Source organism: Streptomyces sp. NPDC054794, from assembly GCF_053611585.1.
In genome coordinates this window covers 102,618-126,272 of record NZ_JBSHAQ010000007.1, presented here as the reverse complement: position 1 = coordinate 126,272, position 23,655 = coordinate 102,618, and the positions used below count along the sequence as shown (strand labels likewise).

Below are 23,655 nucleotides of genomic sequence, written 5' to 3'. Positions count from 1 at the left end.
CAAGCGGCGGCCTACCATGGTGCACGTGCCAAAGCTGACCCCCGCCGACGCCGTGGCGGCCCTGCGCAACCCGCTCGCCTTCATCGCCGCACGCTGGACCCCGGATCCCCGGACGGTCCAGCGGGCCGCCCTCTCCGCGCTCGTCATGGCGGTGGTCATCGTGGTGACCGGCGGCGCCGTCCGGCTGACCGGCTCGGGCCTGGGCTGCCCGACGTGGCCGACCTGCACCGACGACTCGCTCACCACCACCCGGGCCATGGGCTTCCACGGCGCCATCGAGTTCGGCAACCGCATGCTGACGTACGTGCTGTGCGCGGCCGTCGGCTGGGCGATCGTGGCCGCCCGCGCCGAGAAGCCGTGGCGGCGCGGGCTGACCCGGCTGGGCTGGGCGCAGTTCTGGGTGATCATGGGCAACGCGGTGCTCGGCGGGATCGTGGTCCTGGTGGGCCTGAACCCGTACACCGTCGCCGCGCACTTCCTGCTCTCCTCGGCGCTGATCGCCGTCGCCACGGTGATGTGGCAGCGCACCCGGGAGGGCGACGGGGCGGCGCGGCCGCTGGTCGGCAAGGCCGTGCAGCAGCTGGTGTGGTTCCTGGTGGCCGCGTCCGCCCTGCTGATCGCGGTCGGCACGGTGGTGACCGGCGCGGGCCCGCACGCGGGAGACTCCAGCGAGGTCGACCGGATCCAGCTCGACTGGGAGACGGTCACCAAGCTGCACGCCGTGCTCGCCTGGATCGTGGTCACGCTGACCTTCGCCCTGTGGTTCGTCCTGAAGGCGGTCGACGCCCCCGAGGGACCGCTGCACCGGACCCGCGAGCTGTTCGTGATCCTGCTCGTGCAGGGGGTCATCGGCTACGTCCAGTACTTCACGCACCTGCCCGAGGTGCTCGTCGGCCTCCACATGCTCGGCTCGTGCCTGGTGTGGATCGGTGTGCTGCGCGTCCTGCTGTCCCTGCGGGAGCGTCCCGACGTGGCGGCCGGCGTCCCCGGTCCCTCGGCGGAGGCGACGGTCGGCACGCGCGCGTGAGTCATCCGTACGCTGCCACGAGCGCGTCGATGGCCGGGCCCAGGTAGTTCCTCGTCAGCTCGGCCCTGCGGGTCGTCCACGGCTCGCTGGGCGGCGCCGGAGTCCCGTACCGGCGGAGGTCGACGTCCTCGACCACCTCGGCGGGCGCGCCGAGGCCGGGCAGCAGGTCGAGGGCCTCGCGTTTGGAGATCAGCCGGCCCTCGCGCAGGGTGACGCTCGCGCGGGCGAAGGTCACCAGGCCCAGGTCGACCCAGACGTCCTGCTTCCACAGCCGTGCCTTGTCGACGGAGGGCCGCCAGAACTCCCGCTGGTCGCGCACGACGAAGTCATGGAGCTCCCCGGCCGTCACCGGCGGCAGCAGACCGGCCGGCGGCCGTCCGTACAGCACCCGCCCGAAGACGTGCAGTTCGCGCCGTGTGACGGGGGTGACCGGCCGCCGCAGCACATGGTCGTGCGCCCAGGTCAGGTGCTTGCGGCCGGCGTCGTCGAGCCCGGCCGGGGTCACATAGCTGCAGTGCAGCTTGGCGGCGAGCGGATCGATGCGCAGCGCGCGGTGCAGGGTGACGACCCTGCGTACGGTGCCCAGCGTCACGGGGCCCTCCAGCACGGCGATGAGGTCCAGGTCGCTGCGGCCCTCCTGGTAGTCGCCCCCGGCGAGCGAGCCGTGCGCCCAGAGGGCGACCGGGGCGAGGGGCGCGAGGGCCGTGAAGAAGCGGTCGAGTAAGGCGTCGGTCGGCATGCGCCCAGTCTGGACAGCTCAGCCCAGTCCGTACACCCGCCGTGCGTTCCCGGCCGCCACCAGTACGGCCACGCGCTGGGCGTCCTTGAGCGACCACGCGCCCTCGGCGACCCAGCCGCCCAGGACGCGGTCCAGTGCCTCCCGGAACAGCCGCGCGCCCACCACGTGCAGTTCGGGCAGACCGTGCGCCCCGCTGGAGAAGAGGATCTTGCCGAAGGGGGCCAGTTCCAGGATCTCGGCGAGGATCGTCGCGGCGCGGGCGCCGGTGCGCACGAGCGCGGCGCCCGAGTCGGCGTAGACGTGCGGGAAGACGCCCGCGAGGTGGGCGGCGTGGCGGTGGTAGGGGTAGCCGTGCAGCAGGACCAGGTCCGTGCCGAGGCCGGCCGTGGCGCGGACGAAGTCGGTGAGGAGCACCGGATCCGTGCGGTCGATGCGCGCCCCCGGCTCCCCGAGCCCGGCGTGCAGTTGGAGCGGCAGGCCCGAGGCGACCGCGATCCACAGCAGGTGCCGCAGCAGTACGGGGTCGCTCAGCTCCCCGCCGACCCGGCGCCCGGCCAGCCAGCGGCCGGCCGCGCCGCGCACCTCCCCCGGCCCGGGCGGCTCCGGCGCCAAGGCGAGGCCGTGGCGTACGCCCGCCACGGAGGTGAAGGCGACGGCGCTCGCGGCGGCGCCGTGCACGGACTCGGCGAGGTTGGCGAGGAAGGACTCGACGGTGCCGGAGGTGTCGGCGACCTGCTCGGCGAGGAGTTCCAGGCGGACGATCTCGCGGGCCTCGGCGGCGCCGGCGGTGGCCAGTTCGGCGGGCGGGGTGAGGTCGCCGGGCAGTCCGGTGTCGACCAGGTAGGTCGTGATGCCGCTGCCCCGCAACAGGCGGCGGCCCGCTTCCAGTACGCCCAGTTCGCGGCGCCGGGCGAGATAGCGGGCGGGCGGGCAGTGCGGCTCCAGGCCGAGCAGCGGGGGGCACCAGCGGCGTACGGCGAAACCCGTCTGGGTGTCGAAGAGCGTGGTGCCGGGCGCGGGCGGACCCTCGGTCCGCGCCAGCTGGGCCTCGAACGTGCCGAGGCCCAGCTCCGTCCTCAGTACGCCGTGGCAGTACTGGTCCACCAGGGACGACGTCTCGATCATCCGGTCACTCCCCGACTGGACCGCGCCCTCTTCAGGCTCTCTCAGGTCCTAACGGGTGAACCGGGTGTCAGGTGTTGCTCCGAGGCTCAGCTGTTGCTCGGGCCGCCGATCTGGATACCGGCCATCCGCTTCCACTCGTACGGGCCCGTCTTCACCTTGGCGGCGAACTCGCCGTCGAAGGACTCGTGGACGGTGATCCCGGACTTCTCCACCGCCTGCTCGGCGATGGCGTAGCTGGGCGCCACCAGGTCGCCCCAGCCGCCGTCCTCGCCGACGAGGACGATCCGGGCGCCGCGTTCGCCGATGTAGGCCACCTGGCCCTCGGCACCGCCGTGCGCCTTCGAGAAGGCGCTGATCTGCCGGGCGAGCCGCGCCACGGTGCGCTCGGCCTTCGGGTCAACCTGCTGCGTGTCTGCCATGGTCAGGATGCTACCGACGGGTAGATCAAACGGCGACGGGCGGGGTGCGTGGCCTTGGCCACGGACCCCGCCCGTCGGGCAAGTCTCGGTCGGTCACCGCAGGAAGGGGTCCACCGCCACCGCCACGAACAGCAGCGACACATAGGTGATGGACCAGTGGAACAGGCGCATCTCCTTGAGCTTCGTGCCCGTCACCTCCGCCTTCGCGCGGTTCTGCAGGGCGTGCGCCTCCCACAGCCACCAGCCGCCCGCGACCAGCGCGACCAGCGTGTAGAACCAGCCCGTGTAGCCGAGCGGGGTCAGCAGCAGCGACACACCGACCATCACCCAGCTGTAGAGCACGATCTGCTGGGCGACGACCTTGTTGGAGGCGACGACCGGGAGCATCGGCACGCCCACGCGCGCGTAGTCGTCCTTCACCTTCATCGACAGCGGCCAGTAGTGCGGCGGCGTCCAGAAGAACATCACCAGGAAGAGGATGACCGGGGCCCACGACATGGAGTTCGTGACGGAGGACCAGCCGATCAGCACCGGCATGCAGCCCGCGATGCCGCCCCACACGATGTTCTGCGACGTACGCCGCTTGAGGATCATCGTGTAGACGACGACGTAGAAGAGGAGCGCTCCGAGCGACAGCCAGGCGGACAGCCAGTTGACGGTCAGTCCGAACAGCAGCGTCGAGACGACCGCCAGCGTGATGCCGAAGGCGAGGCACTCGCGCGGGCTGACCATCCCGGTGACCAGCGGGCGCTGCGAGGTGCGGTCCATGAGCGCGTCGATGTCGCGGTCGATGTACATGTTCAGCGCGTTGGCGCCGCCCGCGGAGAGGTAGCCGCCGACGCAGGTCAGCAGCACCAGGCCCAGGTCGGGCACGCCCTGCTGCGCCAGGAACATCACCGGAACGGTGGTGATGAGCAGCAGCTCGATGATCCGCGGCTTGGTCAGCGCCACGAAAGCCTTGACACGGGCCCCGAACGGCCGGTGGCTCGGGCTCAGGCTCTCCCCGAGCACCCCCGCTGGACGGGATTCGACGGCCGTCACGCACACCCCTGACAGAGACATCCCAGCGAGCCCGCCGTGTGAACCGACGGTAAAGACTCGCGCGTACCACGCCACTGTAGACGTTGCCCAGACCCGGACATTCGCGGGGGTGGGGTCGTGTTGAAGGGCGTCCCGTACGAGCGGTGGGGGAGCCCGATTGAGCAGTCAGATGAGCGGCTCCGTATTCATGTGCCGAATGCGATCCGGAGTGGCCGGGAGGCGGATCCCCGTAAGGCCCGGCAGTCTGGAATGACTCGAAAAAATGCACGTCTTCACGGGGGTAGGCTCAGCGAAGGCCGGTGGGCACCCAGTGCACCGGCAGCCGGTGGGCGCGCGCCCGGAAGACCGGCGACCGACATGTGGAGAGGAGCCCTGACTCAGGGTGAGCACCAAGCCGACCACCACAGACCTTGAGTGGACCGAGCTGGACCAGCGGGCCGTGGACACCGCCCGAGTCCTTGCCGCCGACGCCGTACAGAAGGTCGGCAACGGCCATCCGGGTACGGCGATGAGCCTGGCGCCGGCCGCCTACACCCTCTTCCAGAAGGTGATGAGGCACGACCCGGCCGACCCCGAGTGGGTCGCCCGCGACCGCTTCGTACTGTCCGCCGGTCATTCTTCCCTGACCCTCTACACGCAGCTCTACCTGGCCGGCTTCGGCCTGGAGCTGGACGACCTGAAGGCCTTCCGCACCTGGGGTTCGAAGACCCCGGGCCACCCGGAGTACGGGCACACCAAGGGCGTCGAGACGACGACCGGCCCGCTCGGTCAGGGTGTCGCCAACGCGGTGGGCATGGCGATGGCCGCCCGCTACGAGCGCGGCCTGTTCGACCCGGACGCCCCGCAGGGCGAGTCCCCCTTCGACCACTTCATCTACTGCATCGCCGGTGACGGCTGCCTCCAGGAGGGCATCTCCGCCGAGGCGTCCTCGCTGGCCGGCCACCAGGAGCTCGGCAACCTGATCCTGCTGTGGGACGACAACCACATCTCGATCGAGGGCGACACCGAGACCGCCGTCTCCGAGGACACCGTCAAGCGCTACGAGGCGTACGGCTGGCACGTGCAGCGCGTCGCCCCGAAGCCGGACGGCGACCTGGACCCGCACGCCCTCTACAACGCGATCGAGGCCGCGAAGAAGGTCACGGACAAGCCGTCCTTCATCGCGATGCGCTCGATCATCGCCTGGCCCGCCCCGAACGCGCAGAACACCGAGGCCGCGCACGGCTCGGCGCTTGGCGACGACGAGGTCGCGGCCACCAAGCGCGTCCTCGGCTTCGACCCGGAGCAGTCCTTCGAGGTCGCCGACGAGGTCCTGGCCCACACCCGCCAGGCCGTCGAGCGCGGCCGCTCGTTCAAGGCGGACTGGGAGAAGTCCTTCCAGCTCTGGCGCGACGAGAACACCGAGCGCGCCACCGAGTTCGACCGCATCAGCAAGGGCGAGCTGCCCACCGGCTGGGAGGAGAAGGTCCCGGTCTTCGAGCCCGGCAAGGGCATCGCGACCCGCGCCGCCTCCGGCAAGGTGCTGCAGGCGCTCGGCGCGGTCGTCCCCGAGCTGTGGGGCGGCTCCGCCGACCTCGCCGGGTCGAACAACACGACCATCGACAAGGACAGCTCGTTCCTGCCGGCGGACAACCCGCTGCCGGAGGCGAACCCGTACGGCCGGACCATCCACTTCGGCATCCGCGAGCACTCCATGGCCGCGGAGATGAACGGCATCACGCTGCACGGCAACACCCGTGTCTACGGCGGTACGTTCCTCGTCTTCTCCGACTACATGCGCAACGCGGTGCGTCTGTCGGCCCTGATGCACCTGCCGGTGACGTACGTGTGGACGCACGACTCCATCGGCCTCGGTGAGGACGGCCCGACGCACCAGCCGATCGAGCACCTGGCCTCGCTGCGCGCCATCCCCGGTCTGAACGTCGTCCGCCCGGCGGACGCCAACGAGACCGCCATCGCCTGGCGCGAGATCCTCGGCCGCTACACCAAGGAGTTCGGCAAGGGCGCTCCGCACGGCCTCGCGCTGACCCGTCAGGGCGTGCCGGTGTACGAGCCCAACGAGGACGCGGCGCGCGGCGGTTACGTGCTGTTCGAGGCCGAGGGCGGCAACGCCCAGGTCATCCTGATCGCCACCGGTTCCGAGGTGCACGTGGCCGTCGAGGCCCGCGAGCAGCTGCAGGCCGAGGGTGTCCCCACCCGGGTCGTGTCCATGCCGTCGGTGGAGTGGTTCGAGGAGCAGGACCAGGGGTACCGGGACTCGGTGCTGCCGCCGTCCGTGAAGGCCCGTGTCTCGGTCGAGGCGGGAATCGGCCTCACCTGGCACAAGTACGTCGGGGACGCCGGACGCATCGTTTCCCTGGAGCACTTCGGTGCTTCCGCCGACGGCAAGGTGCTCTTCCGCGAGTTCGGCTTCACTGCCGAGAATGTGGCCGCCAAGGCCCGGGAATCCATCGCCGCCGCGCAGCGCTGACGCTCATATACGACACGTAGGAGATGTAATTCCATGACAGACGCACTCAAGCGCCTCTCCGAAGAAGGCGTCGCGATCTGGCTGGACGACCTGTCGCGCAAGCGGATCACGTCCGGCAATCTCGCCGAGCTGATCGACCAGCAGCACGTCGTGGGCGTCACCACCAACCCGACGATCTTCCAGAAGGCGATCTCTTCGGGTGACGGTTACGAGCAGCAGGTCTCGGACCTCGCCGCCCGCAAGGTCACCGTCGACGAGGCCATCCGCATGATCACCACGGCGGACGTCCGCGACGCCGCCGACATCCTGCGCCCCGTCTTCGACGCCACCGACGGCCAGGACGGCCGTGTGTCGATCGAGGTCGACCCGCGCCTCGCCCACAACACCAAGGCGACGATCGCCGAGGCCAAGCAGCTGGCCTGGCTGGTCGACCGCCCCAACACGCTCATCAAGATCCCGGCCACCAAGGCGGGTCTGCCGGCGATCACCGAGGTCATCGGCCTCGGTATCAGCGTCAACGTCACGCTGATCTTCTCGCTGGAGCGTTACCGCGAGGTCATGGACGCGTACCTGGCCGGCCTGGAGAAGGCCAAGGAGCGCGGCCTGGACCTGTCGCTGATCCGTTCGGTGGCGTCCTTCTTCGTGTCCCGTGTGGACACCGAGATCGACAAGCGGCTGGACGCGCTCGGCACCCCCGAGGCCAAGGCGCTGCGCGGCAAGTCCGCCGTCGCCAACGCGCGCCTCGCCTACCAGGCGTACGAGGAGGTCTTCTCCTCCGACCGCTTCAGCGCCCTGGACAGGGCGGGCGCCCGCAAGCAGCGTCCGCTGTGGGCGTCGACCGGCGTGAAGGACCCGGCGTTCCGGGACACCATGTACGTCGACGACCTGGTGGCGCCGAACACCGTGAACACCATGCCGGAGGCCACGCTGCTGGCCACCGAGGACCACGGCAACATCACCGGTGACACCGTGACCGGCGGCTACGAGCAGGCCCGCGCCGACCTCGACGCCGTCGAGAAGCTCGGGATCTCGTACGACGACGTGGTCCAGGTCCTGGAGGACGAGGGCGTCGAGAAGTTCGAGGCGTCCTGGAACGACCTTCTCAAGTCGACCGAGGCCGAGCTGGAGCGCCTCTCCCCTTCGGAGGGCTGACATCTTGTCCCCCTTTGCCGGTTCCGGAGCGAACCCGCTCCGTGACCCCGCAGACCGACGGCTCCCGCGTATCGCGGGGCCGTCGGGCCTGGTCATCTTCGGCGTCACGGGCGATTTGTCGCGTAAAAAGCTGATGCCCGCCGTGTACGACCTCGCCAACCGGGGTCTGCTGCCGCCGGGCTTTTCGCTGGTGGGCTTCGCCCGCCGCGAGTGGGCGCACGAGGACTTCGCGCAGGAGGTCCACGACGCCGTCAAGGCGCACGCCAGGACGCCGTTCCGTGAGGAGGTCTGGCAGCAGCTCATCCAGGGGATGCGCTTCGTCCAGGGCACCTTCGACGACGACGACGCGTTCGAGCGGCTGCGCTCCACGATCGAGGAACTGGACAAGGCACAGGGCACGGGCGGCAACTTCGCCTTCTACCTGTCCGTACCGCCGCGCTCCTTCCCGGTGGTCATCCAGCAGCTGAAGAAGCACGGCCTGGCAGACCAGCAGGGCGGCTCCTGGCGCCGCGCGGTGATCGAGAAGCCGTTCGGCCACGACCTGAAGTCGGCCGAGGAGCTCAACAAGGTCGTGCACGAGGTGTTCACTCCGGACCAGGTGTTCCGGATCGACCACTACCTCGGCAAGGAGACCGTCCAGAACATCCTGGCGCTGCGCTTCGCCAACACGATGTTCGAGCCGATCTGGAACCGGTCCTTCGTGGACCACGTGCAGATCACGATGGCCGAGGACATCGGCATCGGCGGCCGGGCCGGCTACTACGACGGCATCGGCGCCGCCCGTGACGTCATCCAGAACCACCTGCTCCAGCTGATGGCACTCACCGCCATGGAGGAGCCCGCCTCCTTCGACGCGGACGCGCTGGCCGCGGAGAAGGAGAAGGTGCTGGGCGCGGTGCGGCTGCCCAAGGACCTGGGCCGCAGCACCGTGCGCGGGCAGTACGCGGGTGGCTGGCAGGGTGGCGAGAAGGTCATCGGCTACCTGCAGGAAGACGGCATCGACCCGCAGTCGAAGACCGACACCTACGCGGCCATCAAGGTGGGGATCGACAACCGCCGCTGGGCGGGCGTCCCCTTCTACCTGCGCACCGGCAAGCGGCTGGGCCGCCGGGTCACCGAGATCGCGGTGGTCTTCCAGCGGGCCCCGCACTCCCCCTTCGACCACACGGCGACGGAGGAGCTCGGGCAGAACGCGGTGGTCATCCGCGTCCAGCCCGACGAGGGCATCACGGTCCGCTTCGGCTCCAAGGTGCCGGGCACCTCGATGGAGATCCGGGACGTGTCCATGGACTTCGCCTACGGCGAGTCGTTCACGGAGTCCAGCCCGGAGGCGTACGAGCGCCTGATCCTGGACGTGCTGCTCGGCGACGCCAACCTCTTCCCGCGCACGGAGGAGGTCGAGCTGTCCTGGAAGATCCTCGACCCGATCGAGGAGTACTGGGACAAGCACGGCAAGCCCGCGCAGTACCCGTCGGGCACGTGGGGTCCCGCGGAGGCCGACGAGATGCTCGCACGAGACGGACGGAGCTGGCGCCGGCCATGAAGATAGACCTCACGGACACCACGGCCAGCAAGGTCAACAAGGCGCTCGTCCAGGGCCGCCGGGCCATCGGCACGCCGGCCGTCGGCATGGTGCTGACCCTCGTCATCGTCACCGACGAGGAGAACGCCTACGACGCCCTGAAGGCCGCCAACGACGCCTCGCGCGAGCACCCCTCGCGCACGCTGGTGGTCGTCAAGCGCGTCTCCCGCTCGCCCCGCGACCGCACCACCTCGCGTCTGGACGCCGAGGTGCGGGTGGGCGCGGACGCGGGCACCGGCGAGACGGTGGTGCTGCGGCTGTACGGCGAGGCCGTCGACCACGCCGACTCGGTCGTCCTGCCGCTGCTGCTGCCGGACGCCCCGGTCGTCGTCTGGTGGCCGGTGAACTCTCCGCTCGACCCGGCCAAGGACCCGCTGGGCGCCCTCGCCCAGCGCCGGGTCACCGACACCTACGCCGCCGAGCAGCCGGTACGGGAGCTGTCCGCCCGCGCGGACACCTATACCCCCGGCGACACGGACCTGTCGTGGACCCGCATCACGCCCTGGCGCTCGATGCTGGCCGCCGCGCTGGACCAGGTCACCTGCGAGGTCGAGGCCGTCGAGGTGGAGGGCGAGGAGTTCAACCCGAGCTGCGAGCTGCTGGCGATGTGGCTCGCGGACCGGCTGAGCGTCCCCGTGAAGCGCTCGCTGTCCTCGGGCCCCGGTCTGACGGCGGTCCGCATGGACACGAGCTGCGGCCCGATCGCCCTGGACCGGGCGGACGGGGCGCTGGCCACGCTCACGATCGAGGGTCAGCCCGACCGGGCGGTCGCGCTCAAGCGGCGTGACACGGCCGAGCTGATCGCGGAGGAGCTGCGCCGGCTCGACCCGGACGACACCTACGCGTCGGCGCTTCGGTTCGGGGTGGACCGGCTGGGCGGCGTGCCCGAGCAGCCGGCCGCGGCCGGGGAACCCGCCTCGGCCGACGAGCCCGCCGCGGCCGGGGAACCGGTCGCGCGGGCCGAGCCGGCGCCCGCGAAGAAGGCGGCCGCCAAGAAGGCCACGGGCGCGGCGAAGAAGGCGGCGGCGAAGTGAGCACCCCGCAGCTGGTCGTGCACCGCGACAAGGAACTGATGGCACAGGCCGCCGCGGCCCGCCTGATCACCAAGATCGTGGACGCGCAGGCCTCCCGGGGTCACGCGTCCGTAGTGCTCACCGGCGGCCGCAACGGCAACGGGCTGCTGACCGCCCTGGCGGCCGCCCCGGCCCGGGACGCCGTCGACTGGGGCCGGCTGGACGTGTGGTGGGGCGACGAGCGGTTCCTCCCCGAGGGGGACCCGGAGCGCAACATCACCCAGGCCCGCGAGGCGCTGCTGGACGCCGTACCGCTGGACCCGAAGCGCGTGCACGCCATGCCCGCGTCGGGCGGAACGTACGGCGCGGACGTGGACGCGGCGGCCGAGGCCTACGCGGTGGAGCTGGCGCAGGCCGCCGGCATCGAGAACCACGGCGCGGTGCCCACCTTCGACGTCCTGCTCCTGGGCGTCGGCCCGGACACCCACGTGGCCTCGCTCTTCCCGGAGCTGCCCGCGGTCCGGGAGACGGAGCGCACGGTGGTGGGTGTCCACGGCGCGCCCAAGCCCCCACCGACCCGGGTGACCCTCACCCTGCCGGCGATCCGGGCGGCCCGTGAGGTGTGGCTGCTCGCCGCCGGCGAGGACAAGGCGAACGCCGTGGCGATCGCCCTGTCGGGCGCGGGCGAGATCCAGGCTCCGGCGGCCGGCGCGTACGGCCGCCAGCGCACCCTGTGGCTCCTGGACTCGACGGCGGCGGCCCAGCTGCCCCGCTCGCTGTATCCGCCGGCCTCACCGTGACCGAAGGGGCGGCGGCCCCCCGCGCCGCCGCCCCTGCTTCACGTTCTCGGCCGCTATTTCACGGATCCGGCCATCACTCCCTGCACGAAGTGCCGCTGGAAGGCGAAGAACACCACCACGGGCACGATCAGCGACAGGAACGCCCCGGGTGCCAGGACGTCGATGTTGCTGCCGAACTGACGGATCTGGGACTGGAGTTCCACGGTCAGCGGCTGGGACGAGCTGTCGGCGAAGAGCAGGGCGACCAGCATGTCGTTCCAGACCCACAGGAACTGGAAGATCGCCAGGCTGGCGATGGCCGGCCGGCCCACCGGCAGCACCAGGCGCGTGAAGATACGCCATTCGCTGCCGCCGTCCATGCGGGCGGCCTCCAGCATCTCCTTCGGCATCTCGGCGAAGTAGTTGCGCAGCAGGAACACCGCGAACGGCAGTCCGTAGGCCACGTGGAAGAGCACGACGCCGGGAATCGTGCCGAACAGGCCCAGCTGGCCGAAGAGTTTGGCGACCGGCAGCAGGCCGATCTGGACCGGCACCACCAACAGGGCGACCACCAGCAGGAAGATAGGCTCGCGCCAGGGGAAGTCCAGCCACGCGAAGGCGTAGCCGGCGAGCGCCGCGATGCCGACGACCAGGGCCGTCGTCGGCACCGAGATCAGCACGGTGTTCCAGAAGGCCTGCGTCATGCCGGCGTTCTTCAGCAGGGCCGAGTAGTTGTCGAAGGACAGCTGGCCCGGACTCGCCAGGGCCGTCCACCAGCCGCCCTTGGCCGTGTCCTGGGCGGACCGCATCGACGACACGAACAGCCCGGCCAGCGGGGTCAGCCAGATCAGGCCGATCACCACCAGGAACGCCTGCACCAGGCCGTTGCCCAGGCCGCGCCTGACCGTGTTCATCACCGGGTTCGTCGCCGGGTTCATCGCTGGCTCCTTCGAAAGCGGCGGACGTTGAAGACCATCGCGGGGATCACCAGGAGCAGGAGCAGCACGCCCAGCGCGCTGCCGAGGCCCTGGTTGTTGCCACCGCCGAAGGACACCAGCCACATCTGGGTCGCGAGCACGGTCGCGTCCTCCTGGACCGGGCCGGGCGCGATGATGTAGACGAGGTCGAAGACCTTCATCACGTTGATGACGAGGGTCACGAAGACCACGGTCAGCACGGGGGCGAGCAGCGGGACCGTGATCCGGCGGAAGATCTGCCACTCGTTCGCGCCGTCCATCCGGGCCGCCTCCAGCGCGTCCCGCGGCAGGGCCGCGAGGCCCGCGCCGATCAGCACCATGGCGAAGCCGGTCCAGATCCACAGGTACGCCCCGATGATCGCCGGTGTGACCAGCGCCGGGCCGAGCCAGGAGACGCCCTGGTACGGCGGTGCGAAGTTCGACGCGGGCAGCTTCAGCGTGTACGTGCCCTGGTCGAGCCCGGAGAAGCGGAAGGAGCCGTCGGAGGCGGTCGTCGCGCTCGCGACGGACCGTCCGTCGCGGACCGCCTCGACCTTCATGCCGGGCAGCCCACTCTCCTTCGGGTCCACCTTGCCCTGCTTGCCTCCCCCGCCGGGCGTGAAGTCCAGGTAGACGACACCGCGCAGTTCGTCGGGGGCGGCCGTGCGGGAGGCGGCCGGGTAGGCGGACGCGGCGCCCCGGGGCAGGTCCTTGGGCAGGACGCCGACCAGCCCGAGGGCCGCCGAGTCACCCGGGGACAGGCCGGCGCCCGTCAGGTAGGAGCCGTCCTGGCCCCGGGTGAGTCCCTGTCCGTCGCGGGCCCGTGCCGTCGGGTAGGACGACGTGCCCTGGAAGGCGTCGTGGACCGAGACGACGGCGGCGTTCAGCACGCCCTTGTCGGGGTCCTCGTCGTAGGCGAGCCGGAAGATGATGCCGGCGGCCAGGAAGGACACCGCCATCGGCATGAAGAGCAGCAGCTTGAACGCGGTGGCCCAGCGGACCTTCTCGACCAGCACGGCCAGGATCAGCCCGAGGCCGGTCAGCAGCGCCGGGGCGACGACGACCCAGATCGCGGTGTTGCGGATGGCCTTGAGCGTCGCCGGGTCGCGGAACATCTCGGTGTAGTTGTCGCCGCCGACGAACCGGTTGCCGGAGGCGTCGAAGAAGCTGCGGCCGACGGAGAACAGCACCGGGTAGACGACGAGCGCGCCGAGCAGGACCAGGGCGGGCAGGACGAACAGGAGGGCGATGATCCGTCCCCGCCGCCGGGTGCGGCGCTTGCGCGCCGCACCCGGGGCGGCCGACGGGCCCGCCGCTTTGTCAACGAGCGTGGTGGCGGTCATGGCAGGTCAGTCCTGGTATGCCTTGGCCGCAGCGGCCTCCAGGCCGGCCGCGGTCCCCTTCGGGTCGGACGGGTCGCGCAGGAAGTCCTGGAGGAGCTTCCACTCCCCCGCGCCCTTGGTGCCGCCGAAGGCCGCGGGCGCCTGGTCGGACATGTCGAAGCGGACCGAATCGCCCGCCTCGACCAGGGACTTGGCGGTGGCGCGGGTGACATCGTCGCTGTAGGAGGCGAGGTCGAGCTTCTTGTTCGGGGACAGGAAGCCGCCGGCCTTCGCCCAGACGGCCGCGGCCTCGGGGCTCGCGAGGTACTCCATGAGCTTCATGCCGGCCTTGGCGTTCTTGCCGTCCTTGAGGACCACCGCCGCGTCGCCGCCGCTGACGACCGGTGCCGTACCGCCGTCGACCGCCGGGAAGGGGAAGAAGTTCGCGTCCGTGCCGATGGTCTTGCCGAACTGGTCGTGTGCCACGCCGGCCACGAAGTCGCCCTCGTAGACCAGGCCGGCCTCGGGCTTGGGGCCGAACACCTTCTCCACGGAGCCCGGGAAGTCGGTGTTGAGGGCCCCCTTCTGGCCGCCCGCGATCAGCTGCTTGTCCTTGAACAGCTTGCCGAGCGTGGTGAGCGCCTTGACCACGCTCGCGTCGGTCCACTTCAGCTTGTGGGCCGCGAGGGCGTCGTACTTCTCGGGTCCGGCCTGGGAGAGGTAGATGTTCTCGAACCAGTCGGTGAGCGTCCAGCCGTCCTGTCCGGCGACCGAGAAGGCGGCGAGCCCGGAGTCGGAGACGGTGTGCCCGGCCTTGAGCATCTCGGCGTAGGTCGTCGGAGGCTTGACGCCCGCCTGCGCGAGGGCGTCGGGGCTGTACCAGACCGTCGACTTGTGGGCGGCCTTGAAGTAGAGGCCGTAGAGGGTGCCGTCGACGCTGCCGTACTTCTTCCACACGGGCGCGAAGTCGGCGTCGACCGTCTTCTCGGTGGCCGGGGACAGCGGCTTGAGCCAGCCCTTCTTCGCGAACTGCTGGAGCACGCCGACCTGCGGGACCATGACGACGTCGGGGGCGTTGCCGCCCTCGATCTTGCTGCCGACGACGGTGGAGACGTTGTCACCGGTGGACACGAACTGGGTCTTGGCGCCGGTCTTCTCGGAGAAGGCGTCCAGCACCTTCTGGAAGTTCTTCTGCTCGCTGCCGGACCAGACGCCGGCCACGGTGACCGTCTGGCCGTCGAGCGCCTTGTCGCCGCCGCCGGCGGAGACCGGGCCGCTGCCGCCACAGGCGGTCGCGCCGAGGGCCAGGGCGAGGGCGGTGCAGCCGGTGAGCAGGGTCGTACGTCGTCGCATCATCGTTGATGTCCCTTCGGGAGGTGGGAGTTGACGGCTGTTTCGGGATGCGGGGTGATCAGAGGTCGTTCAGCCACCAGGCCGCGGTCGAACCGGGCAGCACCCCGGCCGGACACGGACCGCTGGACAACAGGGGGGTGCCGGAGACCGGCGCGGGTGTGGGGGACGTACCGAAGTTGACGGCGCAGACCAGGTCGTCGCCGCGGGCGAAGGCCAGCACGCCGGGCGGGGCGTCCAGCCAGCGCAGCGTGCCCTCGCCGAGTTGGGGCAGGGCGGCGCGCAGTTGGAGGCCGTCGCGGTAGAGGTGCCAGAAGGAGCGGGTGTCGGCGAGGGCCCGGTCGGTGGCGTGCTCGGCGAACCACGCGGGCTGCGGCAGCCAGGGCTTCGCACCCTCCGCGCCCGAGGTGAAGCCGAACGGGGAGGCCTGTCCCGACCACGGCAGCGGCACCCGGCAGCCGTCCCGGATCCGGGCCCGGCTGCCGGTGCGGCGGAAGATCGGGTCGGTGAGCACGTCGTCGGGCAGGTCGACGACCTCGGGCAGGCCGAGCTCCTCGCCCTGGTAGATGTACGCGGCTCCGGGCAGCGCCAGCATCAGCAGCGCGGCGGCGCGGGCGCGGGCGGCACCGATGCCGCTGCCCTCGGTGGCGGGTTCTCCGTAGCGGGTGACGGTGCGGACCTGGTCGTGGTTGTTGAGGACCCAGGTGACCGTCGAGCCCGTGCCGGCTATGTCCTGCATGGCCTCGGCGATGACCTTGCGGAAGGCGTCGGCGTCCCAGGGGGCGCCGAGGAGGTCGAAGAAGAAGGCCTGGTGGAGTTCGTCCGGGCGGACGTAGCGGGCGTGTTCGCGGGCCGTGGGCACCGAGACCTCGCCGACCAGGAGGCGCTCGCGGCCGTCGCGGGCGGTGTACTCCTCGCACACCGAACGCCAGTGCCGCCACACGTCGTGGACCTCGGGCCGGTTCCAGGCGAGCGGGTTGACCGAGTCGCGGGTGCGGGCGTCGGCCTCCGGGTCCGGGGAGTCGGGCAGGTCCGGGTGCTTGAAGAGGCCGGCGGCGACGTCGATGCGGAAGCCGTCGACGCCCCGGTCCAGCCAGAAGCGCAGGACGCGGTCGAACTCGGCGGGGATCTCGGGGGTGCGCCAGTTCCAGTCGGGCTGCTCCGGCGTGAACATGTGCAGGTACCACTGGCCGGGGCGGCCGTCGGACTCGGTGACCCGGGTCCAGGCCGGGCCGCCGAACATGGCGTGCCAGTTGTTGGGCGGCTCGGCGCCGTCCGGGCCGCGGCCGTCGGCGAAGTGGAAGCGGGCGCGGGCCGGGCTGCCCGGCTCGGCGGCGAGCGCTTCGCCGAACCACGGGTGCTCGCTGGAGCAGTGGTTGGGGACGACGTCCAGCAGCACCTTGATGCCCAGCCGCCGGGCGGCGGCCACCAGCAGGTCGAACTCGGCGAGGTCGCCGAAGAGCGGGTCGACGCCGCAGTAGTCGGCGACGTCGTAGCCGTGGTCGTGCTGGGGCGAGGGGTAGAAGGGGCTCAGCCAGATGCCGTCGACGCCGAGCTTCTTGAGGTACGGCAGTCCGGCCCTGACCCCTGCCAGATCGCCGATTCCGTCGCCGGTGCTGTCCAGGAAACTGCGGACGTACACCTGGTAGATCACCGCGTCGCGCCACCAGTGGTGGGTGCGGATGTGCTTGGGACTCACCCCGTTGACCTGTCTGTGCGTGCCAACCGTTATGCATGCATGTTAAGTAGGTGTGTCGCGAGGGTGTCAATGAACTGTCCGCAAGCTACCGCGCAGTTGGGGATGTATGTCCCGATTTAATGGGGCACGGGGGAGCGAGATGAGACGTCCGCGTTACCTAACATGTAACTAGAGGATTCCGATAGAAGGGTCGGACGCGAGGGCTCTAGCGGTGGGAGACGGCCGCGAGTTCGCGGGCCAGCCGCCGTACCGCGCTCTCGGGCGTCTCCCGCCCGGTCAGCGCGTCGTGGACGACCGCCTGCACCACCAGGCTGACCTGGTCGTAGTGCGGGCTCTTGGGGCGCGGGGCGGCCGAGAGCACGGCGGTGCGCAGGGTCGGCAGATAGGGGAACCGTCGGACGAGCGCGGGATCGTCGTAGAGCGAGGCGCGTACGGGGGGCAGCGCGCCACGGGTGAGGACCTGGCGCTGGACGCGCTCGCTGGTGAGGTACGCGATGAGGCGCGCGGCCGAGTCGGGATGGCGGGCGTGCGCGTTGACGGCGAGGTTCGAGCCGCCGAGCACACTCCTGCCGCGTCCGTCCGGTCCGGGCAGCGGTACGGCGCCGATCTTCCCGGCGACCGGGGAGCCCGGGGCCGAGGCGACGGCGTACGCGTACGGCCAGTTGCGCAGGAAGAGCAGCCGGCCGTCCTGGAAGGCCTGCTTGGACTCCTCCTCCTTGTACGTCAGGGCCCGCTTCGGTATCCAGCCCTCGCGCACGCCGCGCGCGAGGAACCCGATGCCCTCGCGGGCCGCGTCGGAGTTCACGGTGACGCGCTCGCCCTCGTCGCCGAGGATGCTCCCGCCCGCCGAGTACACCGCCTCGGCCGCGTTCACGGTGAGGCCCTCGTACGGCAGGAACTGGCCCGCGTAGCCGTCGAGCCCGTACTTGGGCGCGATGGTCTTCGCGTCACGCTCCAGCTCGGCCCAGGTGCGCGGCGGCGGCACGCCCTCCTTGTCGAGGACGTCCTTGCGGTACAGGAGCAGGCCGGCGTTGGTGACGTACGGGACCGCGTACAGGCGCCCGTCGTAGGTGGCCGTGTCGACGACCGGCCGCAGGAAGCCGCTCAGCGGGAAGCCGTCGCGCGGCAGCGGGCGGATCCAGCCGGCCGCGGCGAACTCCGAGGTCCAGTTGACGTCGATGTTGAGGACGTCGAAGCGGCCGCCGTCCCCGCCGCGCAGGTCGGTGATCATCTGCGCGTGGGTCTCGTCGGCGGAGTCCGGGAGCTCGACGAGGGTGACCTTCTCGGCGGGATGGGCGCGGTTCCAGCCGTCCAGCAGCGGGCCGAGGTAGCCGGTCAGGTCCCCCGCGGTGGCCAGGGTGAGCGGGCCGCGGCCGTCGACGCCCTCGTCGGCGTGCGCGCCGGAGGCCACGTACCCGGTGAGGACCACGGCGAGAACGAGGAGCCCCCTACCGGCGGCGTGCATCCACCGCATAGGTTCCTCCCTAGCACGTACACCCGGCCACGGGCACCCTCGCCCGACGGTCAGAGGCCATGTATACCTGTTAGGTATGGGCGATACTAGGGCCTGGAGCACATTGAGCAGACAGGAGGACAGCACGAGTGCGCCTGCCCCTCCTGGCACTCCTCGCGCGCGGCCCCGCCCACGGGTACGAGCTGAAGCAGGACCTTGAGCAACTGCTGGGCTCCGCGTACCCTCAGCCGAACGTCGGCCAGATCTACGTGACCCTCGGTCGCCTCGAAAAGTCGGGACTGATCGAGGGCGAGGACGTCGAGCAGTCCAGCCGACCCAACAAGAAGGTCTACCACCTCACCGATGCCGGGCGTGAGGCGCTGCGCGCCTGGTTCGAGGTGCCCGAGGACGAGCCACGGGTCCGGGACGAGTTCTTCATGAAACTGGCCCTCGCCCCGCGGACCGGTCTCGCCGAACAGATCGCCCTCATCAACAGACAGCGGCGCCAGTACCTCAACACCATGCGCGACCTGTCGAAGCTGGCCGCCACCGAGAACCGGGACAACCACATCGCCCACCTGCTGATAGAGGGCGCCATGCTGCATCTGCAGGCCGACCTCGACTGGCTGGAGCGGTGCCAGGAGGAGCTGGAGGAGCTGGAGTGAGCGACACCCCCACTCCTCTGCTGCGTGCCGAGGGCCTGGTCAAGACCCACTACGGCGAGGGCGCACCCGCCCATGCCGTACGCGGGGTGGGCCTGTCCGTCGCACGGGGCGAGTTCGTCGCCGTCACCGGCCCCTCCGGCGCCGGGAAGTCCACGCTCCTGCACCTGCTCGGCGGGCTGCAGCGGCCGGACGCCGGCCGCATCTGGCTGGACGGCGAGTGCGCCGACTCCTACTCCGAGGCGCGCTGGGCGGTGGAGCGCAGGAAACGCATCGGGATCGTCTTCCAGTTCTTCAACCTGGTCTCCAATCTGTCGGTCGCCGACAACGTCGAGCTGCCGGCCCTGCTCGCCGGTGTCCCGCCGAAGCGGGCGCGGGTCGAGCGGGAGGAACTGCTGGCCGAGCTGGGTCTCGTGGGCAAGGAGCGCAGCATGCCGGGCGAGCTGTCCGGCGGTGAGCAGCAGCGCGTGGCACTGGCCCGGGCCCTGGTCAACCATCCCGCACTGCTGCTGGCGGACGAGCCCGCGGGCAGCCTCGACAGCAAGGGCACCCGCGAGGTGATGCGGCTGCTGTCCCGCTTCCACCAGCGCGGCCAGACCATCGTGCTGGTCACCCACGACGCCCGGCTGGCCAGCGCCGCCGACCGCGTCATCAGCTTCTTCGACGGCCGCATCGCCGACGACGCCACCCTCGACGGCACGCCGTCCCGGGGCGCCGGCATCTCGGGCGTGCTGGAACTGAGGGACTGAGGGACTTGGCCGCTGTGTACGACGCGTTGTCGCGGGCAAGGGGCTGAGGGCGTGCGGGCCACGTTGCGCTGGGCGCATTCGGATCTGCGCACGCACCGCGGCGAGGCGCTGTTCATGGTGCTCGCGACCGCCGGGATCGTCGCCTCGCTGCTGCTGGCCACGGCACTCTTCGGCTATGCGACCAACCCCTGGCAGCGGGTCTTCGCACAGGCCCGCGGCGCCCACGTGTGGCTGCACACCACCGCGTCCGCGGACACCGGCAGACTGATCGGCCTGGACGGCGTCCAGACCGTCGCGGGCCCCTACTCCACCGAGTCGGTCACCGTCGCCGACCGCGGCACCCGCGCCTTCGTCGAGCTGCGTGCCACGGCGGGCCGGCCCACCGTCGGCCGCCCGCTGCTCACCACCGGTCGCTGGCTGGATGCGAGCGACCCGGACGGGGTGGTCCTGGAGAGCCGCCTCGCCCGGTCCCTGCTGGCCGAGCCCGGCGACAGCCTGACGCTGCCCGGCACGGCCCGGACCCTGACCGTCGTCGGCATCGCCGAGAGCGCCGAGCCCCGCTACAGCCCGGGTGACCGGCCGGGGCTGGTCTGGGCGTCGCCGGCCGCCGTGCGCGCCCCCGGCGGCCGGGTGGTCGGGCTGCGCCTGACGGACCCGGACGACACCGACTACGTCGTCCAGCGCGCCGTCACGCTGCTGGGCGCCGGCGCGGTCAGCGAGGTCTCCACCTGGCAGCAGGCGCGCGGCGAGGCACAGGGCGACAACCGGCTCCTCGGCCAGATACTCGGCCTGTTCGGGCTGGGCGCGCTGCTCGCGGCCGGGTTCGCCGTGCACGGCGCCATCGCCACCCGGATCCGCGGCCATCTGCGAGACATCTCGGTGCTGAAGACGATCGGCTTCACGCCCGCCCAGGTGGTCCGGATCTTCCTGCTCCAGCACGTGGCGTACGCGCTGCTCGGCGCCGTCGCCGCGGCGGCGCTCACCTGGGGGCCGGGCAGCCGGCTCCCGGGACGCCTGGGCGACGCGGTCGGAGTGTGGCACGGGCTGCCGGGACACACCGCCGCGCTGGTCGCCGTACCGGTCGGCGCCGTGCTGTTCATCGGCGCGGTCACCGGGCTCGCGGCCTGGCGGGCGGGGCGGGTGCCCCCGGTGCCGGTGCCCCGCTCGGCGGCTCCGGCCGGCGGGCGGTTGACCTCTCTCGCGCGCCGGGCCCTCGGCCTGCGGGTGCCGCCCGCGCTGGTCCTGGGCTGGCACCGGGCGTTCCCGCGCCGCCCCCGGACGCTGGCCACGGTCGGCCGGCTCGCGCTGCCCCTGCTCCTGATCGTGGTCGCGATGAGCGCGTGGACCACCATCGACCGCTTCCAGAGCACTCCGGAGCGGATGGGCCTGCCGGCGTCACTCACCGTCCGCACCGACGGCGGTATCGGCGACCAGGAGACCCGCGCCCTGCTGGACCGCGCCCCGCGGGTCGCCGCCGCCTACCCGGGCGTCGAGGTGGCCGCCCTGGTCCCCGGCCAGACCGCCACGATCGCCCTGCGCGGTCTCGGCACCCACCGGGACCCGTACCCCTACACGGTCGCCGAGGGCCGGGCCCCGCGCGGCCCCGACGAGGCGGTGGCCGGGCAGGGCCTGCTCGACCTTCTCGACGTGCACGTGGGCGACTGGGTGCGGATGACCGTCGGCGACCAGCCGCAGATCCTGCACATCGTGGGCCGCAGCATCGAGCCGGAGAACGCGGGCCGGGTCATCTCGACCTCGCTCGACACCCTCCAGGACAACGACCCGAAGCTCGCCCCGACCCTGTACCAGCTGCGGCTGCGGCCCGGCGCCGACCCGCACGCCGTCGCCGGGGCGCTGGCCGCGGCAGGCCTTGGCCACCTGGACGTGCATCCCGTGACCAACCCGGCCGACGGGCTGTCCCCGCTGCGCGGTGTCGTCGTCGGGCTGATCGCGGTCCTCGCGCTCATCGGGCTCATCGAGCTGCTGACGGCGATCGGCGGCACCGTCCGCGAGAGCGAGCGGGACCTCCCGGCGCTCAAGGCGATCGGGCTGTCCCCGCGACAGATCACGGCGATCACCGTGACGGCGACCGGCTGCACCGCGCTGGCCTCGGCGCTCGTCGGCACGGCCGTGGGGCTCCCCCTCGCCCACTGGCTGATCGACGCCCAGGGCCACTCCAGCGGGATCGGCGCCGGGATCGCCCAGAGCCCCTCCTGGCGCCTGGTCCTGCTGCTGGGGTCGGCCGCCGTCCTGGGCGCCGTCGCGCTGTCCGCCCTCCCCGCGGCCAGGGCGACCCGGCGCCGGCTGGCGGACACCCTGAGCGCCATGGCCTGACCGGCCGCGCGGGGCGCCATGGTCTGACCGGCCGCGCGGGGAGCCCCTCGGGGAACTCCCCGCCACGGCCGGGCGGGACGGGCAGGGCCTAACGCCCGCGCAGCTCCCGGTACTTCGCGACCAGCGCCTTCGTGGACTCGTCCAGGCCGGCGACCTCCGCGCCCTCGGTCAGGGCCGGCTCCACCCGCTTGGCCAGCACCTTGCCCAGCTCGACACCCCACTGGTCGAAGGAGTCGATGTTCCAGATCGCGCCCTGGACGAACACCTTGTGCTCGTACAGCGCGACGAGTTGCCCGAGCACCGACGGGGTCAACTCGCGCGCGAGGATCGTGGTCGTCGGCCGGTTGCCCAGGAACCTCTTGTGCGGCACCAGCTCCTCCGCGACGCCCTCCGCGCGCACCTCGTCGGCGGTCTTGCCGAAGGCGAGCGCCTGCGTCTGGGCGAAGAAGTTGGCCATCAGCAGGTCGTGCTGGGCCTTGAGCTCGTCGGCGAGCTCGGCCACCGGCTCGGCGAAGCCGATGAAGTCCGCCGGGATCAGCTTCGTCCCCTGGTGGATGAGCTGGTAGTAGGCGTGCTGCCCGTTGGTGCCAGGCGTGCCCCAGACCACCGGACCGGTCTGCCAGTCGACCTCCTGCCCGTCCCGCGTGACGTACTTGCCGTTGGACTCCATGTCCAGCTGCTGCAAGTAGGCGGTGAACCTGGACAGATAGTGGCTGTAGGGCAGGACGGCGTGCGACTGGGCGTCGTGGAAGTTGCCGTACCAGATGCCCAACAGGCCGAGCAGGAGCGGCACGTTGGACTCGGTCGGCGCGGTGCGGAAGTGCTCGTCGACGAGCCGGAAGCCGTCGAGCATCTCCCGGAACCGGTCCGGGCCGATCGCGATCATCAGGGACAGGCCGATCGCCGAGTCGTAGGAGTACCGGCCGCCGACCCAGTCCCAGAACTCGAACATGTTGGCCGTGTCGATGCCGAAGTCCGCCACCTTCTCGGCGTTCGTCGACAGGGCCACGAAGTGCTGGGCGACGGCGTCCTGGCCGGCCTTCAGCTCGGTGAGCAGCCAGTTGCGGGCGGAGGTCGCGTTGCTGATCGTCTCGATCGTGGTGAAGGTCTTGGAGGCGATGATGAACAGCGTCTCCGCCGCGTCCAGGTCGCGGGTGGCCTCGTGCAGGTCGGCGCCGTCCACGTTCGACACGAAGCGGACCGTGAGGTCGCGGTCGGTGAAGCTGCGCAGCACCTCGTGGGCCATGGCCGGGCCCAGGTCGGAGCCGCCGATGCCGATGTTGATCACGTTCTTGATGCGCTTGCCGGTGTGCCCCGTCCAGGCGCCCGAACGGACCCGCTCGGCGAAGCCGCTCATCTTGTCGAGCACCGCGTGCACCGCCGGGACGACGTTCTCCCCGTCGACCTCGACCACCGCGTCGGGCGCGGCCCGCAGCGCGGTGTGCAGCACGGCCCGGTTCTCGGTGACGTTGATCTTCTCCCCGCGGAACATCGCGTCCCGCAGGCCGAAGACGTCGGTCGCGGCGGCCAGCTCGCGCAGCAGCCGCAGCGTCTCGTCGGTGACCAGGTGCTTCGAGTAGTCGACGTACAGATCACCGACCTGGAGCGTGTAGCCCGCGCCGCGCCCCGGATCGGCGGCGAACAGGTCCCGCAGATGAATGTCGGCGAGCTGTTCCCGGTGCTTGGCCAGAGCGGTCCACTCGGGCGTCTGGTTGAGCCTGGTACGGCCGTCTGCGTTCATTTCCGACGTCAGCCTTCTTTCCTACACCTGTCTTGCTGCGTA

Annotated in this window: 19 protein-coding genes; 9 read left to right on the top strand and 10 right to left on the bottom strand. The window is 71.3% G+C overall.

Annotation, left to right across the window (positions count from 1 at the left end):
• Window positions 1-16: 16 nt before the first annotated feature.
• Entirely contained in the window at window positions 17-1,027 is a 1,011-nt protein-coding gene (locus ACWGKT_RS09530; RefSeq protein WP_453273125.1) for a COX15/CtaA family protein, read from the top strand.
• A 1-nt stretch (window position 1,028) separates the two neighbouring features.
• Here ACWGKT_RS09530 and ACWGKT_RS09525 read toward each other — a convergent pair whose 3' ends face one another.
• From ACWGKT_RS09525 to ACWGKT_RS09510, 4 genes are all read right to left on the bottom strand, one after another.
• Window positions 1,029-1,766 (bottom strand): nucleotidyltransferase, encoded by a 738-nt coding sequence (locus ACWGKT_RS09525; RefSeq protein ID WP_453273124.1) that lies wholly within the window; start codon window positions 1,764-1,766, stop codon window positions 1,029-1,031.
• 18 nt (window positions 1,767-1,784) lie between these two features.
• Complete coding sequence (locus tag ACWGKT_RS09520) at window positions 1,785-2,891, bottom strand: amidohydrolase family protein (protein ID WP_453273123.1); 1,107 nt, start codon at window positions 2,889-2,891, stop codon at window positions 1,785-1,787.
• 86 nt (window positions 2,892-2,977) lie between these two features.
• Window positions 2,978-3,310 carry a hypothetical protein gene (locus ACWGKT_RS09515; protein ID WP_235456646.1) on the bottom strand — a complete coding sequence of 111 codons (333 nt, stop codon included), beginning with the start codon at window positions 3,308-3,310 and terminating at the stop codon, window positions 2,978-2,980.
• A 93-nt stretch (window positions 3,311-3,403) separates the two neighbouring features.
• A complete protein-coding gene (locus ACWGKT_RS09510) occupies window positions 3,404-4,357 on the bottom strand; it encodes a heme o synthase (RefSeq protein WP_356143189.1) in 954 nt (317 codons plus the stop codon).
• 376 nt (window positions 4,358-4,733) lie between these two features.
• Between ACWGKT_RS09510 and tkt the strand changes: the two genes are divergently transcribed.
• The 5 genes from tkt to pgl are packed head-to-tail and all read left to right on the top strand — an operon-like array spanning window position 4,734 to window position 11,368.
• Window positions 4,734-6,821: a transketolase gene (gene tkt / locus ACWGKT_RS09505; RefSeq protein ID WP_356143163.1), complete on the top strand. Its 2,088-nt coding sequence runs from the start codon at window positions 4,734-4,736 to the stop codon at window positions 6,819-6,821.
• A 33-nt stretch (window positions 6,822-6,854) separates the two neighbouring features.
• Complete coding sequence (tal, locus tag ACWGKT_RS09500; protein WP_356143165.1) at window positions 6,855-7,973, top strand: transaldolase; 1,119 nt, start codon at window positions 6,855-6,857, stop codon at window positions 7,971-7,973.
• Window positions 7,974-7,977: 4 nt separating this feature from the next.
• Window positions 7,978-9,516 (top strand): glucose-6-phosphate dehydrogenase, encoded by a 1,539-nt coding sequence (gene zwf, locus ACWGKT_RS09495; protein WP_453273122.1) that lies wholly within the window; start codon window positions 7,978-7,980, stop codon window positions 9,514-9,516.
• Window positions 9,513-10,589 carry a glucose-6-phosphate dehydrogenase assembly protein OpcA gene (gene opcA, locus ACWGKT_RS09490; RefSeq protein ID WP_453273121.1) on the top strand — a complete coding sequence of 359 codons (1,077 nt, stop codon included), beginning with the start codon at window positions 9,513-9,515 and terminating at the stop codon, window positions 10,587-10,589. The genes zwf and opcA overlap by 4 nt, the downstream gene beginning before the upstream one ends.
• Window positions 10,586-11,368, top strand: a complete 783-nt coding sequence (gene pgl / locus ACWGKT_RS09485; RefSeq protein WP_453273120.1) for a 6-phosphogluconolactonase — start codon at window positions 10,586-10,588, stop codon at window positions 11,366-11,368. The genes opcA and pgl overlap by 4 nt, the downstream gene beginning before the upstream one ends.
• 53 nt (window positions 11,369-11,421) lie before the next feature.
• Here pgl and ACWGKT_RS09480 read toward each other — a convergent pair whose 3' ends face one another.
• From ACWGKT_RS09480 to ACWGKT_RS09460, 5 genes are all read right to left on the bottom strand, one after another.
• Window positions 11,422-12,261 carry a carbohydrate ABC transporter permease gene (locus ACWGKT_RS09480; RefSeq protein WP_453273226.1) on the bottom strand — a complete coding sequence of 280 codons (840 nt, stop codon included), beginning with the start codon at window positions 12,259-12,261 and terminating at the stop codon, window positions 11,422-11,424.
• A 20-nt stretch (window positions 12,262-12,281) separates the two neighbouring features.
• Window positions 12,282-13,646 (bottom strand): ABC transporter permease, encoded by a 1,365-nt coding sequence (locus ACWGKT_RS09475; RefSeq protein WP_356143173.1) that lies wholly within the window; start codon window positions 13,644-13,646, stop codon window positions 12,282-12,284.
• A 6-nt stretch (window positions 13,647-13,652) separates the two neighbouring features.
• A complete protein-coding gene (locus ACWGKT_RS09470) occupies window positions 13,653-14,981 on the bottom strand; it encodes an ABC transporter substrate-binding protein (RefSeq protein WP_453273119.1) in 1,329 nt (442 codons plus the stop codon).
• 55 nt (window positions 14,982-15,036) lie between these two features.
• Window positions 15,037-16,659, bottom strand: a complete 1,623-nt coding sequence (locus ACWGKT_RS09465) for a glycoside hydrolase family 13 protein (RefSeq protein WP_356143193.1) — start codon at window positions 16,657-16,659, stop codon at window positions 15,037-15,039.
• A 220-nt stretch (window positions 16,660-16,879) separates the two neighbouring features.
• A complete protein-coding gene (locus tag ACWGKT_RS09460) occupies window positions 16,880-18,148 on the bottom strand; it encodes an ABC transporter substrate-binding protein (protein WP_453273118.1) in 1,269 nt (422 codons plus the stop codon).
• A gap of 128 nt (window positions 18,149-18,276) precedes the next feature.
• Between ACWGKT_RS09460 and ACWGKT_RS09455 the strand changes: the two genes are divergently transcribed.
• From ACWGKT_RS09455 to ACWGKT_RS09445, 3 genes are read left to right on the top strand one after another with little or no spacing between them, the layout of a single operon-like run.
• Entirely contained in the window at window positions 18,277-18,792 is a 516-nt protein-coding gene (locus ACWGKT_RS09455; protein WP_453273117.1) for a PadR family transcriptional regulator, read from the top strand.
• The gene (locus tag ACWGKT_RS09450) at window positions 18,789-19,538 is read left to right on the top strand and encodes an ABC transporter ATP-binding protein (protein WP_453273116.1); all 750 of its coding nucleotides are present in this window, start codon (window positions 18,789-18,791) and stop codon (window positions 19,536-19,538) included. Before ACWGKT_RS09455 ends, ACWGKT_RS09450 begins: the two co-directional genes overlap by 4 nt.
• Before the next feature lie 51 nt (window positions 19,539-19,589).
• On the top strand, window positions 19,590-21,872 hold the full coding sequence (locus tag ACWGKT_RS09445) for an ABC transporter permease (protein WP_453273115.1): 2,283 nt from the start codon (window positions 19,590-19,592) through the stop codon (window positions 21,870-21,872).
• An 88-nt stretch (window positions 21,873-21,960) separates the two neighbouring features.
• Here ACWGKT_RS09445 and pgi read toward each other — a convergent pair whose 3' ends face one another.
• Window positions 21,961-23,613 carry a glucose-6-phosphate isomerase gene (gene pgi, locus ACWGKT_RS09440; protein ID WP_453273114.1) on the bottom strand — a complete coding sequence of 551 codons (1,653 nt, stop codon included), beginning with the start codon at window positions 23,611-23,613 and terminating at the stop codon, window positions 21,961-21,963.
• Between the last annotated feature and the right edge of the window lie 42 nt (window positions 23,614-23,655).